This is a genomic window from Paenibacillus albiflavus, from assembly GCF_004344915.1.
Classification (GTDB): domain Bacteria; phylum Bacillota; class Bacilli; order Paenibacillales; family NBRC-103111; genus Paenibacillus_AM; species Paenibacillus_AM albiflavus.
The window spans coordinates 25,347-43,121 of sequence record NZ_SKFG01000034.1 but is presented as its reverse complement, the minus strand read 5'-3'; the positions used below and the strand labels follow the sequence as shown (position 1 = coordinate 43,121).

Annotated in this window: 15 protein-coding genes; 12 read left to right on the top strand and 3 right to left on the bottom strand. The window is 43.5% G+C overall.

Translation table 11 applies throughout. The annotated features are described in order from the left end of the window. The 3 genes from E0485_RS21535 to E0485_RS21525 form a co-directional block, all read left to right on the top strand. Positions 1–770: WIAG-tail domain (locus tag E0485_RS21535; RefSeq protein WP_132420134.1), on the top strand; the 770-nt coding region annotated here is incomplete at its 5' end. A 159-nt stretch (positions 771–929) separates the two neighbouring features. Continuing rightward, positions 930–2,027, top strand: a complete 1,098-nt coding sequence (locus E0485_RS21530) for a CgeB family protein (protein WP_132420133.1) — start codon at positions 930–932, stop codon at positions 2,025–2,027. A gap of 56 nt (positions 2,028–2,083) precedes the next feature. Beyond that, positions 2,084–2,326 (top strand): hypothetical protein, encoded by a 243-nt coding sequence (locus tag E0485_RS21525; protein ID WP_132420132.1) that lies wholly within the window; start codon positions 2,084–2,086, stop codon positions 2,324–2,326. A gap of 90 nt (positions 2,327–2,416) precedes the next feature. Here E0485_RS21525 and E0485_RS21520 read toward each other — a convergent pair whose 3' ends face one another. The 3 genes from E0485_RS21520 to E0485_RS21510 all read right to left on the bottom strand — a co-directional run bounded on the left by E0485_RS21520 (position 2,417) and on the right by E0485_RS21510 (position 4,864). Then, complete coding sequence (locus E0485_RS21520) at positions 2,417–3,391, bottom strand: electron transfer flavoprotein subunit alpha/FixB family protein (protein ID WP_132420131.1); 975 nt, start codon at positions 3,389–3,391, stop codon at positions 2,417–2,419. Between the two features lie 21 nt (positions 3,392–3,412). Further along, positions 3,413–4,174, bottom strand: a complete 762-nt coding sequence (locus E0485_RS21515; protein WP_132420130.1) for an electron transfer flavoprotein subunit beta/FixA family protein — start codon at positions 4,172–4,174, stop codon at positions 3,413–3,415. Positions 4,175–4,276: 102 nt separating this feature from the next. After that, positions 4,277–4,864 (bottom strand): TetR/AcrR family transcriptional regulator, encoded by a 588-nt coding sequence (locus E0485_RS21510; protein ID WP_132420129.1) that lies wholly within the window; start codon positions 4,862–4,864, stop codon positions 4,277–4,279. 174 nt (positions 4,865–5,038) lie between these two features. Between E0485_RS21510 and E0485_RS21505 the strand changes: the two genes are divergently transcribed. From E0485_RS21505 to tnpB, 9 genes are all read left to right on the top strand, one after another. Continuing rightward, complete coding sequence (locus tag E0485_RS21505; protein WP_132420128.1) at positions 5,039–7,210, top strand: (Fe-S)-binding protein; 2,172 nt, start codon at positions 5,039–5,041, stop codon at positions 7,208–7,210. 51 nt (positions 7,211–7,261) lie between these two features. After that, a complete protein-coding gene (locus tag E0485_RS21500; RefSeq protein WP_132420127.1) occupies positions 7,262–9,658 on the top strand; it encodes a 3-hydroxyacyl-CoA dehydrogenase/enoyl-CoA hydratase family protein in 2,397 nt (798 codons plus the stop codon). Between the two features lie 25 nt (positions 9,659–9,683). Further along, positions 9,684–10,868: an acetyl-CoA C-acetyltransferase gene (locus E0485_RS21495; RefSeq protein WP_132420126.1), complete on the top strand. Its 1,185-nt coding sequence runs from the start codon at positions 9,684–9,686 to the stop codon at positions 10,866–10,868. Between the two features lie 28 nt (positions 10,869–10,896). Next, a complete protein-coding gene (locus tag E0485_RS21490; RefSeq protein ID WP_132420125.1) occupies positions 10,897–12,675 on the top strand; it encodes an acyl-CoA dehydrogenase family protein in 1,779 nt (592 codons plus the stop codon). Between the two features lie 33 nt (positions 12,676–12,708). Then, on the top strand, positions 12,709–14,391 hold the full coding sequence (locus tag E0485_RS21485; protein WP_132420124.1) for a long-chain-fatty-acid--CoA ligase: 1,683 nt from the start codon (positions 12,709–12,711) through the stop codon (positions 14,389–14,391). Positions 14,392–14,529: 138 nt separating this feature from the next. Beyond that, positions 14,530–14,946: a PaaI family thioesterase gene (locus tag E0485_RS21480; protein ID WP_207911034.1), complete on the top strand. Its 417-nt coding sequence runs from the start codon at positions 14,530–14,532 to the stop codon at positions 14,944–14,946. A gap of 153 nt (positions 14,947–15,099) precedes the next feature. Continuing rightward, positions 15,100–15,414, top strand: a complete 315-nt coding sequence (locus E0485_RS21475) for a metalloregulator ArsR/SmtB family transcription factor (protein ID WP_132420123.1) — start codon at positions 15,100–15,102, stop codon at positions 15,412–15,414. Next, on the top strand, positions 15,411–16,148 hold the full coding sequence (locus E0485_RS21470) for an SRPBCC domain-containing protein (protein WP_132420122.1): 738 nt from the start codon (positions 15,411–15,413) through the stop codon (positions 16,146–16,148). Before E0485_RS21475 ends, E0485_RS21470 begins: the two co-directional genes overlap by 4 nt. A 202-nt stretch (positions 16,149–16,350) precedes the next feature. Further along, positions 16,351–17,490: an IS200/IS605 family element RNA-guided endonuclease TnpB gene (gene tnpB / locus E0485_RS21465; RefSeq protein ID WP_132420140.1), complete on the top strand. Its 1,140-nt coding sequence runs from the start codon at positions 16,351–16,353 to the stop codon at positions 17,488–17,490. Positions 17,491–17,775: the final 285 nt, after the last annotated feature.

The following is a 17,775-nucleotide window of genomic DNA, read 5'->3' as shown; positions in this document are numbered from 1 at the left end:
AGGATGAATCCGTCACATATGACAAACTTGCTATTGGAAGTGTGGATGGTTCAAAAATCAGACATTTCTCGATCTCGACCTTGCATTTGAGTGAAGGATCAGTCACTAAGGATCGGATATCACCGGGATCCATTACAGATTATCATCTAGTGGGAAAGAGCGTTACAAGTGAAAAAATAACCGATCATGCGATTACCTGTGAGCACATTGCGGATGGAGCTGTGACTGGAGAGAAGCTGGCATATGAAGCAGTAAACGCTGAGCATATATGTGAAGGATCCATTATCACAGAACACTTGACTCAAGAATTGATTCGAGGCGAACATATAAGCAGTGGCGCGATCTCATCTGATAAGCTACAAGACCAATCAATAACTGGTGATAAGCTGGGATTGCTTTCGATTGGTGCAGACCATATTAAGAATGGCTCTATTTTAAGCGATCACTTAACAGTAGGTTCAATTCGAGAAGAGCATTTAACCTTTAAGCCTGTGCTAACCGTTCAGTCCAAGCCAATCGCATTGCAACAATTTGGATTTGCCGACTACCAAATGGGTATCGAGGATGAGACTGCCGATCTTGAAGTGATCTTTGACGAACCATTTGCTAATATCGAATACGCCATCGTTGCGATGACAAATCATCCTGCTTGTTATGCGATTATTAATCAGAAAGAGGCAGATCGAGCTGTTATTTCAATTATACGTGCGACAATCTCGTCTGAAATTAGTGGTAGCATCAATTGGATCGCAATTGGATCCAAATGTTAGTTTAACATCATGAAGGCATACCTGTTGATGCAGGTATGCTTTTTTGTGTTGTCTATTTAGCTCAAAGCCTTTAATTATTCGCCGATTTTTACGCATTGTAGTTATACGTCCATGTACGTTTATACCGGTTCGCATATGCTTTAAAAAGGAGGGATAAAAGTGACAAACACAATTCCAATTCAATATAACAGCAGTGTAAAAGGCTATTGTTCTGGTTATCAGATCGGCTATAGGTTGGGTTGTTGTGAAACGATCCGAAATCAAATCAAACATGCGAAATTCATAGATCACGATTGTAGGGTCTTGTTAATACCCCAAGGATTCGAAGCAACTGACACGGGTGTAATCGATGGTTTTCGTGGACTGATTCCTGAGCTTGTGATTGGGAGCCAGCAAGAAATACTTGAGAGCGCTCGGTCTGTTCATCCGGATTTGGTGGTTGTCATGAGCGGTCTGCGTGCATTCCCTTGTCTGGATCAAATCGAAGCAGTAAGAGCGCTAGGAGTCAAAACCGCAATCTGGTTTACAGATGAACTATATGATACGGATTATACTAGCAGGATTGGAACTCATTTTGATTATGTGTTTACGCATGAATATTCTTATGTTCAGTTATTTAAATCCATAGGCTGTAAGGAAGTTCATTATTTACCTTATGCTGTTTGCAATAACTTGTATCGACCATTTGAGGTTGATGAGAAATATAGGAGTGATATCTGTTTTGTGGGCAATGCAATTCCGAATCGGTTCGATTTCTTCAACGCTATAGCTCCTTATCTGGCGAGCAAAAAAGTTATGATTATTGGAGCGCATTGGGATCAGCTTGAGCAGTATCCATTACTATCTAAGCAGATTCATCCCAATTGGATGCCGATTGAGGAAACGATTAAATATTATAATGGCGCCAAAATTGTCGTTAATTTTCATCCGGAATCCGAAGATCTAGTCGATACTCGCATTAGTGCAGATATTCGAGGAAGCTCTGCCAATCTAAGAACCTTCGAAATTAATAGCTGCGCAGCCTTCCAATTATCTGATGCAAGAGATGACTTGCATGATTTATATGCTGTAGGGAAAGAGATAGAAACTTATAATTCTCCAACTGAATTCATTCGCAAAGCGGAGTACTATCTTAAGCACGATAGAGAACGCTCGCATATTGCCTATCGAGGCTATAGCCGAACCTTAAAGGACCATACGTTTAAACACAGGATTAACCAGCTGCTTAAGGTAACTGCTTTGAAAGAGATTTCTTAGCGAATAAAAATTTCTACAAGAACTATGATTATACCCTGCAGGAGGCACTGATTACGATGCGTAAACGTAAAACAAGCAAGCAAGATAAGCTGTTGCACGCTAAGAAGCGCTTCAAGGCTATTAGACTTCATAGTGCGAAACAGAGGTCAAAGAAAGATCAAAACATAAACAGGGGAATATTGGTATTTAATCAGGAGCGTCTCCACAAGAATAGGAGAGAATTTGAGGAGGGGTATCAAACTGGTTATAAGAAAGGCTTCGACCAAGGTCTTATCGATGGTGCGAAGTATTTACTATAAGTGAATTAAAGGGGTATCCAATGTTCTAGAACGGTTGTCTAGACAAGGGATACCCCTTTTATATCCTATTGAATCGATTGCAATCGTTCGTTAGAGAAGCTGCTTGAACTCTTGCGTTAATAAAGGCACGACCTCAAATAGATCGCCGACAATTCCATAATCCGCAACTTTGAAAATTGGAGCTTCAGGGTCCTTGTTGATCGCTATGATGACTCTTGAGCCGCTCATGCCAGCAAGATGCTGAATCGCTCCACTAATGCCGCATGCGATATAAATCTCAGGTGTCACCACTTTACCTGTCTGGCCAATCTGAAGTCCATAATCACAATAACCTGCATCGCATGCGCCACGCGAAGCGCCAACTGCACCGCCTAGCACGTTCGCTAGCTCTTCGAGCGGTGCAAAGCCATCAGCGCTCTTCACTCCGCGCCCGCCAGAGACAACCACCTTCGCTTCCGTCAGGTCGATCTTGCCAGAGGTCTTCTTGACGACCTCTTTAATCACCGAGCGAAGGGATGGAGCTGGCGCCTCGAGCGCTGTAGTCGCCGTCGTGCCTGCGCCATCAGCCGCAGGCGCTGCAATATTGTTGGGTCGGAATGTTACGACCCAAGGGCTGCTGCCGGCAAATGCGCGTTTCTCAAACGCTTTGCCGGCATAGATCGGGCGTGTAAACGAAACGCCCGAAGCTTCTTTGCTCACGGCGATGACGTCGGACACTTGACCTGCCCCAAGCGCAGTCGCAATCTGCGGGGCCAGGTCCTTGCCCATCGCCGTATGTCCGAGCAGCACAGCGTTAGGCCTCGCTGTGCGAAGCACTTCGCTTATTGCTGCATAATAAGCTTCAGGGTTGTAGTGCTCGAGACTAGCATCGTCTATGACATAAATATGGTCAAGCCCGTATGCTGCAAGCTCGTTAGTTAATCCACTTATCCCTGAGCCAATCACAACCGCCTGCAAGCGATCGCCTTCATCGGCGATTGTTCTGGCTGCTCCGATTGTCTCAAATGTAACTTGGCGAAGCTTGCCAGCTTTAGCTTCTGCCACGATTAATAATATTTTGCTCATCGCTATTCATCTCCTCAACAATTAAATAACCTTCGCTTCATTTCGAAGCAAGCTTACGAGCTCTTTTACTTGATCGCCTGGTTCACCCTTCAGGATTTGACCTGCCTTGCGTGCATCAGGCAAGAACAATTCTGTACGGACTGTTCTGGACACTAACTCGCTAATCCCTAGGTCATCCAAGTTAAGCTCCTTAAATGGCTTCTTCTTCGCCTTCATAATGCCTGGAAGGGAAGGGTAGCGAGGCTCATTAAGGCCCTGTTGTGCAGTGAATAGGGCTGGAAGCGATAGCTCAGATACTTCCAAATCTCCTTCAGAATCACGATAAGCAACGACTTGATTGCCTGCCAGCTCCAGCTTGGTCACGGTAGATACATGCGGGATGCCTAGCAGCTTAGCAATACGAATCGTCACTTGGCCTGCGCCATTATCTACGGAAAAGCTGCCTCCAAGAATTAAATCATAGGATTTATCGGACAAATAAAGATGAATGACGTGTGCAACAGCATATTCGTCGCTCGTAATACGATCGTCATTGATCAATACAGCTTCGTCAGCACCCATTGCAAGAGCTGTACGAAGTGCCTCTGCCATCCGTTCAGGTCCTACAGCTAGAACGGTTATTTTGCCGCCATGTTCATCACGGAATTGAATCGCCTGCTCAACCGCATATTCATCATATGGATTGATAACGAACTTTACGCCGTCCTCCGAAATAGCGCCTTGCTGAATGACGATTTTCTCTTCGGTGTCAAAAGTTTGCTTTAATAGTACATAGATTTCCATCGAATGAGTCCTCCTAAATAGTTAATGATTGAATATTCGAATAATTTTTCGCAGCACAACCCTTAGTTTCAATTTCTAACATCAGGTTGCGTTGCTGCTTGGTTAAGCCTTAATCCCATTTAAGTAAAAATTGATTGTACCTTCGATTTGCGCCGACAACGAATACTTACGACCTGCAATCAGCCAAGAGGTAACGACTTCATCCAGACCGCCAAATAGCAGCTGTCTAACTAATTTTACATCGAGGTCTTGACGGAACAGCTTTTCTTCCATTCCTTGAAGGAGCAATTGTTCGATTAATACAATATATGGCTTAACGGCTTTTCCAATCTCTTTACGTAGCTCAAGTGAGCTTTGTCTTAATTCAATTTGGGTAACGAATGCGAGATCGACTTGCGCTTCAAGCTCACCATAATGGATTTCGCATACTCTGCGGAGCGCATCCTTGGCATTGGTTGTTTGCTCGATGCTCAAATGAAATTTTTCCACGAGCTCCCCAAGTTTTTCTTTAAACAAACAAATAAGGATATCTTCCTTGTTTTTAAAATATAAATATATGGTGCCGTCCGCAACGCCTGCTTCCTTGGCAATTTTGGATACTTGAGCTTTATGAAAACCATGTGCGGCAAATACCTTGACTGCTGCATCCAAAATTAATTTGTATTTTTCTGTCTTTTTGCCACTTGTCACGTCATCACCTCGGTGTTAGAATGTGAATAAGTTATGAATGAATGGTCATTCATTTTCTACAAACATCATAAAATACATTAATAACGTTGTCAATCTTCTGTTTAAAGCACGAAGGAAGCAGGGGATGTAAGCGCTTTACATGTATTAAAATGAGAAAGGGGCTACGCAAATCAAATGTTCACTGCATGGATTCAATTTCTCCTTTTTCTTGCTGTAACAGGTGCGTTCGTGTATGCATTTGTCCTAGCGGTGTATCATCGGTACTTGTATTTAAAGCTCGGGCAACCATCTAACCTGCGCAAACAGCTGTCAGCAAGGATCCGAACCTTCTTGATCGAAGTATTCGGTCAGACAAAGCTGCTTAAAGATCGCAAAAGTGGAATTATGCACATTTTCATTTTTTATGGATTTATTATTTTGCAATTTGGTGCTCTTGATTTGATCCTTAAAGGGCTGATTGGAAGAGGGCTGCCGATTCCAGGATATGCTGCGTTCAGTCTCTTGCAGGAGACGACGGTTGCTTTGATTCTGGTCGCTATGCTGTATGCAACGTACAGGCGATATGTGGAGAAGCTGCGACGCCTCAAGCGAGGCTGGAAGCCGAGTATCGTCGTGTTCTTTATCTTTTTTCTGATGCTTTCAGTCATTTTCAGTTTAGGGTTTGAACGTGTGAAGGAGGATATGCAGGCGTCTTGGTACGCGCCAATTTCTTCTTTGCTTGCATCAGGATTTAGCGGGCTCTCACATGGCACCGCAGAGGTTCTGTTCCAGATATCGTGGTGGGCGCACCTCCTGATCTTACTATCTTTCCTTGTTTATGTTCCGCAATCCAAGCATTTTCACCTCATTACAGGTCCAATCAATATTCTTCTCAAACGAACTGAGCCTGTTGGCAAACTGCATAAGCTGGACTTGGAGGATGAAGAAGCGGAATCCTTCGGAGTTGGCAAAATAGAGGATTATACCCAGAAGCAAATGCTAGATTTCTATGCTTGCGTAGAATGCGGTCGCTGTACGAATGTTTGCCCAGCATCGAATACAGGCAAACTGCTCTCGCCAATGCATTTGATTGTCAAGCTGCGTGATCATCTGATGGAGAAAGGGGCCGCCATTACGAGCAAGTCCCCGTGGGTTCCTGCATTTGCTTTCGGAGGTCAAGAAGGGTCGCATGTCATGCAGCCTGATTCAGCCGGGCGATTGCTGCAGTGGAATGATTCGTCGATTACGAACATTGAGCACACGATGCATGCACAGAAGTATGGTTGGAGCGTGGATAAGCGTTCTGTTACTGAGTTAGAGCTTATTGGCGATGTGATAACCGAGGATGAAATATGGTCCTGCACCACTTGCCGCAATTGCGAGGATCAATGCCCTGTGGATAATGAGCATGTAGATAAAATTATTGATTTGCGCAGACACCTTGTCCTGATGCAAGGCAGTATGCCGCATGATGGTCAGCGTGCGCTGCAAAACATCGAACGACAAAGCAACCCTTGGGGAATCTCGCGCAATGATCGTGTGAAATGGGTACAGGAGGTTGATCCAGATGGTGAACTATCTGTCCCAACAGTCAAAGAGAATCCCGATTTTGAATACTTATTATTCATCGGATCGATGGGCTCATACGATAATCGCAGTCGTAAAATTACGCGAGCACTTGTCAGACTCCTGAATGAAGCGGATGTTAATTTTGCCATTCTCGGCAACGAGGAGAAGAATTCAGGCGATACACCTCGCAGAATGGGAAATGAGATGCTATTTCAGCAGCTTTGCGCAGATAATATTCAGATATTTCAGAAATATAAGGTGAAGCGAATCGTTACGGCATGTCCACATACATTCAATACGTTCAAGAATGAGTATCCAGAGTTCGGTCTAGAGGCAGAAGTTCTTCACCATACTGAGCTTCTTGATCAACTCATACAGGAAGGCAGGCTAATGCCGCAGCATGAAGTAGTCGAACGCATTACCTATCATGATTCCTGTTATCTTGGACGCTACAACAATGTCTATGATCAGCCTCGCAATATTCTACAAGCCATCCCTGGAGTTGAACTGATTGAGATGCAGCGTTCACGCTCCAATGGTATGTGCTGTGGAGCAGGAGGCGGCATGATGTGGATGGAAGAAACGGCAGGCAAACGCGTGAATTTAGCACGTACCGAGCAAGCACTTGAAGTTAAGCCAACTGTGATTAGCTCCGCATGTCCGTATTGTCTAACGATGCTTGAAGATGGAACCAAGATGAAGGAAGTAGAGGAGTCTGTTAAGGCAAGAGATATCGCAGAAATTCTGGAAGTATCTGTTTTCGGAATCGCGAATAAAGAACCAGTTGCTATGAATTAGAATCAGATTTTGGCCTTTTATCAAAAATAAGTTTCATAGGAGGGTTTTACAATGCACAAAAAGATTCGAACCGCAGCGGTTATTGGCTCAGGTGTTATGGGCTCTGCGATTGCGGCACATTTAGCAGGCGTAGGAATTTCTTGCTGGCTGCTTGATATCGTGCCGAATAGCTTAACAGCAGAGGAAGGAGCGGCAGGTTTATCGCTCCAACACCCGAAGGTTCGCAATAAGCTGGCAACAGGCGCTATCGCCAAATTGAAAAAGACGAATCCGGCTCCGCTTTATAGTGAAGTTTTTGCAGATCGAATTACACCAGGCAACTTAGAGGATCACTTAGGCGAATTAGCTAAAGTGGATTGGATCATTGAAGTGGTTGTGGAGCGTCTGGATGTGAAGAAATCTTTATTAGCTACAATTGAGTCGGTTTGGACACCAGGCACGATTGTCAGCTCGAACACATCGGGCATATCAATCAATGAAATGGTCAGTGATCGCAGCGATGCGTTTAAAGCGCATTTCTTAGGAACTCATTTCTTTAATCCACCTCGTTATATGAAATTGCTTGAAATCATTCCAGGCGAGCAGACAAACGCTGAAGTCGTTCAATATATGTCTGAATTTTGCGAAAAAATCCTTGGCAAAGGCGTCGTAATAGCCAAGGACACACCGAACTTTATCGCCAATCGAATTGGTACGTACGGTTTAATGGCAACTCTGAGCGAGATGCTGGAGAAGGGCTACACCGTTGAGGAGATTGAAGCCGTTACGGGACCTGCGATGGGCAGACCGAAGAGTGCAACATTCCGTACGCTTGATCTTGTGGGACTGGATACGTTCGTCCATGTAGCACAGAACGTCTACGATCATGTGAACACAGAGGAAGAGAAGAAGATTTTCCACATTCCGGATGTGCTTCGTGAGATGGTTGCGCGAGGCTGGACGGGTGAGAAGAACGGTCAAGGCTTTTACAAGAAAGTGAAGGATGAGTCAGGCAAGCAGATTCTTGCATTAAATCTAGCGACACTTGAATATGCACCGACGAAAAAGGTTTCCTCCGCTTCATTAGAAGCATCCAAGGCTGCCAAAGGAACGGCTGCGAAAGTGAAGGCACTGATTAGCGCAAATGATCGTTATGCTGAGCTGGCTTGGAATTTGCTTAAACCTGTCTTGCTTTATTCGGCACAGCTGCTCGGAGAAATTGCTGATTCAATCGTAGAAATCGATAATGCAATGAAATGGGGCTTTAATTGGAATCTCGGGCCTTTCGAACTGTGGGATGCCATTGGTCTTGTGAAATCTGTACAGCGTATGGAATCTGAAGGCAACCTTGTTCCAGGCTGGGTTAAAGAGTGGATTGCGAACGGTCATACAAGCTTCTATAAGAGCGAGCCTGGATCAACATTTTATTATTCAGAGGGCAAATACAAGGGCATCGAGTCAAAGCCTGAGATTATTTCGCTAAAGTCGCTTAAGGAGCAGAATAAAGTAATCATCTCCAATAGCGGAGCTAGTTTGATTGATATTGGCGATGATATTGCATGCTTGGAGTTCCATTCCAATAATAATGCGATTGGTGAAGATATTTTATCGATGATCTCTAGAAGCGTCGATGAGGTTCGGAATAATTATCGTGGACTCGTTCTGGCTAACGAAGGCAGGCATTTCTGCGTAGGTGCGAACTTAATGCTGCTCTTGATGGAGATTCAAGATGATGAGTGGGATGAAGTGAACCATATTATCAAAACGTTCCAAGATACGATGATGAAGCTCAAATGGTTCGAGAAACCGGTCGTTGCAGCTCCACATAGCATGACATTAGGCGGTGGCGTAGAAGCTTGCTTGCCAGCCGATCAAATTGCTTTTTCAGCGGAAACGTATTTTGGTCTTGTTGAAGTAGGGGTTGGGTTAATTCCTGCAGGTGGTGGCTGTAAGGAAGTTGCATTGATGGCGAGCAAGCATTTGCCGAATCCAGAGCATGATCTTCAGCCGTTGATGAATCAATATTTTGAAACGATTGGGATGGCAAAAGTATCGACAAGCGGACATGATACGAAGCGTCTTGGTTTTATGAGATCAGGTGATTTTGTTGTTGTGAATCAAGATTATCGTGTTTACGAAGCGAAGCAGGCCGTCCTGCGCATGGATGCAGCAGGTTATAAGGTACAGCTTCCTGAGAAGATACGTGTTGTAGGTGATACGGGAAAAGCTATCTTACAAACAGCAGCTTACACTATGCGCCAAGGCGGATATATCAGTAAGCATGATCAATTGATTGCAGGTAAACTAGCGCATGTGCTTGCGGGGGGCAATGTGCCGGCAGGAACGTATGTGACAGAGCAATATATGCTTGATCTTGAACGTGAAGCCTTCATGAGCTTATGCGGTGAACCGAAGACGCAGCAGCGCATGCAAAGCTTACTAACGACAGGTAAGGCAGTTCGCAACTAAATAATTCTTAGAGAGGTGAACATTCATGAAAGAGGCTGTAATCGTATCAATCGCCAGAACGCCTGTCGGCAAAGCGAAGAAAGGCAGCTTGTCGCAGACACGTGCGGAGGATTTAGGCAAGGTCGTATTAGAGGAAGTGATTGCAAGAGCACCAGGACTTCGCAAGGAAGATGTAGAGGATGTCATCATTGGCTGTGCGATGCCTGAAGGCGAGCAGGGGCTTAACTTTGCAAGAACTATGACTCTGTATGCAGGGTTTCCGGTAACGGTTCCTGCAATCACGGTGAATCGCTTCTGTTCTTCTGGATTGCAAGCCATTGCCTATGCAGCAGAGCGTATTATGCTTGGTACCGCAGATGTCATAATCGCTGGCGGGGTAGAGAGCATGAGCCATGTTCCGATGACAGGCTTTAAGCCATCACCACATCCAGGAATTATCGAATCCATGCCAGAAGTCTACATGGCAATGGGAAATACGGCTGAGAACGTAGCGAACCGCTTCGGCGTTAGTCGTGAGGATCAGGATCGATTTGCGACGAACAGTCATTGCAAGGCAGCTATTGCCCTAGCCGAAGACAAATTTAAGGATGAGATCGTGCCAGTTGCTACTTCGTTCAGAGGGGTAGACGACAACGGCAAGTTCTGGGAGAAGAAGTTCGTATTTGATAAGGATGAAGGTGTTCGTCCAGATACATCGGTCGAAGGACTAGGCAAACTCAAGCCTGCGTTTTCAATCAATGGATCCGTTACAGCAGGAAATGCCTCACAGATGAGCGATGGGGCGGCTGCTGCTGTTCTGATGAGCAGAGAAAAAGCGGAAGAGCTTGGTCTTAAACCGCTTGCGGCTTTTCGATCCTTTGCTGTAGCGGGTGTTGATCCGGAAATAATGGGAGTAGGTCCAATCAAAGCAATTCCCAAAGCCTTGCAGATGGCAGGCATTACGCTTGATGATGTGAAACTGTTCGAAATTAACGAAGCTTTTGCCTCTCAATGTATTCAAATTATTCGTGAGCTTGGAATTGATGAAGAGATTGTGAATGTGAATGGTGGAGCGATTGCGCTAGGTCATCCACTCGGCTGCACAGGCACCAAAATTAGTGCAAGTCTTATTCATGAGCTAAGAAGACGTGGCGGTGGATACGGGGTTGTATCGATGTGTATTGGTGGCGGTATGGGAGCAGCTGGTGTATTTGAGGTTTTTGCAGACTAATTCATTTCATTTAAGGAGAGGGTTATAAATGATTACAGGAACTAAAAATGTCGGCGGCAGCTTTGTAATTGAAGACTTGGAGTCAGATGCGATTCTGACGCCAGAGGATTTTACAGAAGAACAACGCATGTTTGCTGAAACTACACGTGATTTTATTGATTCAGAAGTATTACCTGTAGATGAGCAGCTTGAGAAATTGGACTATGACCTAACGGTAAAACTGCTTCGTCAAGCAGGAGACATCGGCTTGCTTGGAGCAGAGGTGCCGGAGGAGTTTGGCGGGCTGGGACTTGATAAAGTCAGTGCAACGCTCATCAATGAAACATTGGCTAGAGGGTCTTCGTTTGCCCTTTCACTTGGAGCACATGTCGGAATCGGCACGCTGCCAATCGTATATTTTGGAACGAAAGAGCAGAAGGAGAAGTATCTCCCAGACCTTGCAACAGGCGCTAAGCTTGCAGCTTATTGCTTAACAGAGCCAACATCAGGCTCGGACGCGCTTGGAGCGAAAACGACTGCTAAATTATCTGAGGACGGAACGCATTATATCCTGAATGGATCCAAGCAATTTATTACGAATGCTGGATTTGCGGATATATTTATCGTGTATGCGAAAATTGATGGCAAGGACTTTAGCACCTTTATTGTAGAACGTGACATGCCAGGTCTTACAATTGGACCAGAAGAGAAGAAAATGGGAATTAAAGGCTCCTCCACTCGCCCACTCTTCTTTGAAGATATGAAGGTACCAGTAGAAAATTTACTTGGTGAGATTGGTAAAGGGCATCATATCGCCTTTAACATTCTGAACATCGGTCGTTTTAAATTAGGTGCAGGCTGCTTAGGTGCTGAGAAAGAAGCACTGGAGCTTAGTGTAAAATATGCCAATACAAGAACACAGTTTGGCACTCCGTTATCTTCCTTCCCGCTTATCGGAAAGAAGCTTGCGGATATGAATGTGATTACTTACGTAACGGAGAGTGTTGTCTACCGTACTTCGGGTCTAATTGAACAAGGTCTTAAAGATATCGATCATACAAGTCCTGAAGCGTCCAAGCAATCTCTTAAGCAAATTGCAGAATATATGATCGAATGCTCGCTTAATAAGGTATTTGCTTCCGAAGGGCTTGATTTTGTGGCAGATGAAGGCGTGCAAATTCATGGAGGCTACGGATTTACGCAAGAATATAAAATCGAGCGTATTTATCGTGATTCACGGATTAATCGTATTTTTGAAGGAACGAATGAAATTAACCGTCTGCTCATCCCAGGCTCCTTACTGAAGAAAGCGATGAAGGGCGAGTTGCCTTTGATGCAGAAAACGATGGCTTTGCAAAGTGAATTGATGCAAATTATCCCAAGCGCATCAGATGATTCCGCACTTGCTGGGGAAGTTCATTTGCTAGGTAATGCCAAGAAAATATTCTTGATGGTCGGCGGCCTTGCCGTTCAGAAATATGGTATGAGCCTTGAGAAAGAGCAAGAGGTTCTAAGCAATATGTCTGATATGATGATTCAAATCTATGCGATGGAAAGCGCCCTGCTTCGTACGCAGAAAATGATGAAACGTTCAGGTGAGGATAAAGCGAAGAATGCGATTCAAATGACGGCCGTATTCGTAAATGAAGCATTCAGCAAAATCGGTGAGTGGGCGAAGGAAACATTGTCCGCAATAGAAAGCGGAGATACACTGCGCACCCAATTATCGATCTTGAAGAAGTTAACGAAGAGTACGCCAGTTGACGCTATCGCTTTGAAACGTGAAATTGCCGCACGTGTCATTCAAGCAGAAAAATATATCGTTTAATTCTGTACTGATACGATTGAAAGGGATGATGATATGCATACGGAAAGGCGATGGCTTAAGCATTACCCAGCGCAAGTTGCTTCCAGCTACGAATATCCCAACGATAATATGGCACACTATTTAGTTCAATCGGCCCACAAATATCCGAATAAAGACGCAATCTATTTTATGGGAAAAACAATGACTTACGCACAGCTGCTTGATGCCAGCTATCGTTTTGCACATGTGCTTCAAGGTCTTGGGATTAATAAGGGTGATCGTATTGCCTTGATGCTCCCGAATTGCCCCCAAGCAGTAATCTCTTACTACGGCGCGCTCCATATTGGAGCGGTCGTGGTACAGACGAATCCGATGTATACCGAGCGTGAGCTTGAGTATCAATTGATGGATTCAGGTGCAGAAACCATTGTTACCCTAGACCAGCTTCATCATAAGGTAATTAAAGTACAGAGCAAGACCCGAATTAAACATTTACTCGTTACATCGATCAAAGACTATTTGCCTTTCCCGATCAACCTGCTGTATCCGATAAAGGCCAAGAAGGAAGGGTCCGATTTATCTGTTACGTATAACTCTTCCGTGATTTCCTATAAAAAAGCGCTTCATGCTGCGTCGAATCAACCGTTATTCGTCAAGATTGATGCGAAGAATGACCTTGCGCTGCTGCAATATACGGGTGGCACGACTGGCTTGTCCAAAGGCGTTATGCTGACTCATCATAATATGAACGCGAATACGATACAGATCGTTAAGTGGGTGTACAAGCTGAAGGAAGCGGAAGAAGTTTTTATAGGCGTTCTTCCGACATTCCATGTATTTGGTATGACGGTGTTCATGAATCAAGCTGTAATGACGGCTGGCCTGATGGTGCTTATTCCTAAATTTGACGCAGAAGCTATTTTGAAAGCGATTTCGAAACAGAAGGGTACGTTATTCCCAGGCGCACCAACGATGTATATCGGACTTATTAATCATCCTCGCATCAAGGAATACGATTTATCTTCGATTAAGGCTTGCGTAAGCGGTGCTGCTGCACTTCCGCTTGAAGTGCAAGAGAAGTTCGAAGAGTTAACTGGTGGTAAACTGATCGAAGGCTACGGACTTACCGAATGTTCGCCTGTAACGCATGTAAACCCGATATGGGAGGAACGTCGTAATGGAACGATTGGAATCCCACTGCCGGATACAGATGCCAAGGTAGTCGATTCTGACACAGGTGAGGAAATGCCTGTCGGGCAAATTGGCGAACTTGTCATTCGGGGACCACAGGTGATGATTGGTTACTGGAATCGAGCGGATGAGACGGCGAAGACGCTCCGTGACGGTTGGTTATATACAGGGGATATGGCAACTATGGATGAGGATGGCTATTTTACGATTGTGGATCGCAAGAAGGATATGATTATAGCAGGCGGATTTAATATTTATCCACGAGAAGTTGAAGAAGTGTTATATCAGCATCCTGCCGTTAAGGAAGTTGTGATCGTAGGAATTCCTGATGCCTATCGAGGTGAGACGGTCAAAGCTTATATCGTGCTAAGAGAAGGAGCAGCTGTAACAGATAAGGAGCTTAATGCATGGTGTCGAGAACGACTTGCCGCATTCAAAGTGCCACGCAGCTATGAATTCCGAGATTCACTGCCGAAGACATTAGTAGGTAAAGTATTACGCCGAAAGCTGCTTGAAGAGGAGCTACAGAAGTCGCAAAGCTCTTGATTCAAGGTAGGATCATAATAGCTCATCCGCAGGAATCTATTCCAATAGCTTGGGTAGAGGATTGTAATGTAAAGTCTGAGTAGCATGCTATAATACATCTAGGTGAATGAAACCAAACTTTAGGAATGGAGCTAGCGTATGTCGGAAGAAATACAATTTGATCCAGCCATGTTTAAGCATTTAGAAGATCGCGCCAAAGGAACGTTCTGGGACTTCCTTGGTTGTAAGCTGCATAGTCTTGAATCGAATAAAGTAGTGATTAGCCTGGAAATTAAACCTCACCATCTCAATCCAATTGGGATTGTCCATGGTGGTGTTTCCACAACAATGCTCGATAATGCGATGGGCATTTCAGCTTTGTTGACACGTCCAGGAGAGAAGATGGTGACATCGAACTTAAATGTGCATTTTGTTGCTCCTTTGAAGCTAGGCACCATATATGCTACCGCAGAAGTCATCCATCAATCACGCAAATCACTTACGGTGTCTGGCAGTGTAACAGATGAACAAGGTCAACTAGGGACTTACGGAACGGGCTCATTTCGAGTCATTTAAAAACGAAAGACTGCAAAGGATGCTTTAGAGTCTACTGGACTTGAGAACATCCTTTTTTTATTTTTTTGAAAAATTAAAATATATATTGACCTAATGCAAAAGACGTGATAATTTATTCATATAACCAAAAGGTTATATTTAAAGGGAGGCACTATGACGGATATTTATCGTGCAATTGCTGATCCGATTAGAAGGCAAATTTTACTGATGACAGCACAGAAGGAATGTACGCAATCAGAGATTGTAAGTGTTTTTACGATATCCCAGCCTGCAATTATTAAACATCTGACGATCCTCAAAGAAGAAGGATTATTGGAAGAAAGAAGATCAGGTAGGTATTGCTTCTATCGACTGAATCAATCGGTATTTCGTAACAGTTACTCGAACTTGCAGCAAGAGCTGGGCGCAATATTAGAACAAAAACTAGTAAACTTAAAACTATTTTTGGAAAAGGATGATGATCAATGAAAGAGATTACAAGTGTTAAGAAAAGCATTGAAATTCAAGCTTCACCTGAGAAGGTGTGGCAAGCTTTGACTATTCCTTCGATACGTAATCAATGGGAGACGAAGAGTTGCGAGATTGATCTCGTAGTTGGTGGACGAATGTACTTGGATTATGGTTGGAATGTTACCTATGACGGGATTATTACTGAAATTGAAGTGAACAAGCGTCTCGTGCTTGAGGGAAGCGATAAGCAGCTGACGATCTGGAGCATTGAATCGCAGGCTCAATCCAGTATCGTTACGATTGAATACACAGGTCTGTGGGCTGGTGATATTGGGTTTATGCAAATGGAGAATATGATGTTCGGAACGTATCAATTCATGCGCAACTTTAAGAGTGTACTGGAAGAGACAGGTGATATTCGTCATACGTTCTGGCAGAGCTGGATTGGCATGAATCATTGCACCGTGAACTATGAAGATCGTACCGCCATTAAAGTTGTACAAGTTATCGCTGATACTCCTGCATATGGATTGCTCAAGGAAGAGGATCTAATTCTTTCATTAAATGATGTGTCTATTACTTGTTATGACGATTTTGAGAGAATGATTACGGAAGCTCCGAATCAAGCTATTCAACTTAACGTTATTAGAGATGGAGTGGCTTCTACTGTTCGTCTTACAACAATTCCATATGGCAGCAGAGTAGCGCCATCTACATCTTTATCAAATTGCCGAGAATACTCGCGACTTTAGTCGTGTAGATGAATCGGCTTCGGTTGCAGCATAGCTTCAGCTATGTTAATCAACCGACATTTGTTAGGTTGAATATAAGCTTTAATACCTCTAGAAATAGATTTAACGATGCACATATGTTAAAATTTTCCTATAGGCATTTTTTTGTTCGTAAATACATTCACAATCAGACACAATCAGAAGAAGAAATGAGGTGAATGCAATACTACGTCACAAAGCCTATAAATTTAGAGTCTATCCCAATCAAGAACAAGAAATTTTAATCGCTAAAACGATGGGTTGTTCCAGATTTGTCTATAATCATTTTTTGAATTTATGGAACGAAGAATACTCCAAATCCGGAAAAGGATTGTCTTATCATGCTTGTTCCGCTATGTTACCAAAAATGAAAAAAGATGAAGCTACTCACTGGCTCAAGGAGGCGGATAGTATTGCCATTCAATCTTCTCTTCAACATCTTGCAGATTCCTTCTCTCGCTTTTTCAAGAAGCAAAATCATAAACCCCAATTCAAAAGTAAGAAGAATCCTCTTCAAAGCTATACAACAAAGAATGTGAACAACAGTATCGAATTAAAAGAAAAGTATTTAAAACTTCCTAAACTTGGCTTAGTGAAATTCGCTAAAAGCCAAGAATCTAGCGGACGCATTTTAAGCGCAACGATTCGCAAAAATGCTAGTGGCAAATTTTTTGTATCTATTCTTTGTGAAGAAGAAATTGATAAGCTATCCAAAACAGTTAGTGCAATTGGCATTGACCTTGGTATCACTGACTTTGCAATTTTTTCAGATGGTCGCAAAATAGACAATCATAAATTCACTTCCAAAATGGAAAAGAAACTAAAACGAGAACAACGGAAGTTGTCCAGACGTGCTTTGATCGCCAAAAAGAAGGGGATACTTCTGTTTGAAGCAAAAAACTACCAAAATCAAAAACGTGAAGTTGCTAGCTTGCACGAAAAGGTATTGAATCAACGTACTGACTACCTGAATAAGTTGAGTACAGAGATTATCAAAAACCACGATATAATCTGTATCGAAGACTTAAACACAAAAGGTATGTTGCGCAATCATAAATTAGCAAAAAGTATCTCAGACGTATCTTGGTCTAGTTTTGTCACAAAATTACAGTACAAAGCTGACTGGTACGGACGTGAAATCATCAAAGTAGATCAGTGTTTTCCGTCTAGTCAAATTTGCTCTGAGTGCGGACATAAAGACGGAAAAAAATCCCTTGAAATTCGAGATTGGACTTGTTCTATTTGTCGCACTCATCATGACCGTGATATTAACGCTAGTATAAACATTTTGACCGAAGGTCTAAGATTACACGCATTAGCATAATGGCTAGAAACAAGAACCGTAGGGACTACGGGGATAGCTTGGTAAATAAGAGAAACCGCTGCTCGCAAAAAATACGCTGGCAAGTACGCTCTCTTCCCAAGAATCTCGTGACTTTAGTCATGAGAGGTTCAAAAGCTCTCGTTTGAATGAGTCCAGTAACCATCTCCGTAATATTAGGGGGATGGTTTTGTTTTATTTTTAGCCAAGATGAGCCTTTTTCCCAAGCTTTTCAGCTCATGCCCTGCCCCGCCTGCAGAATGCTCATAGAATACATTAATTAGAGGA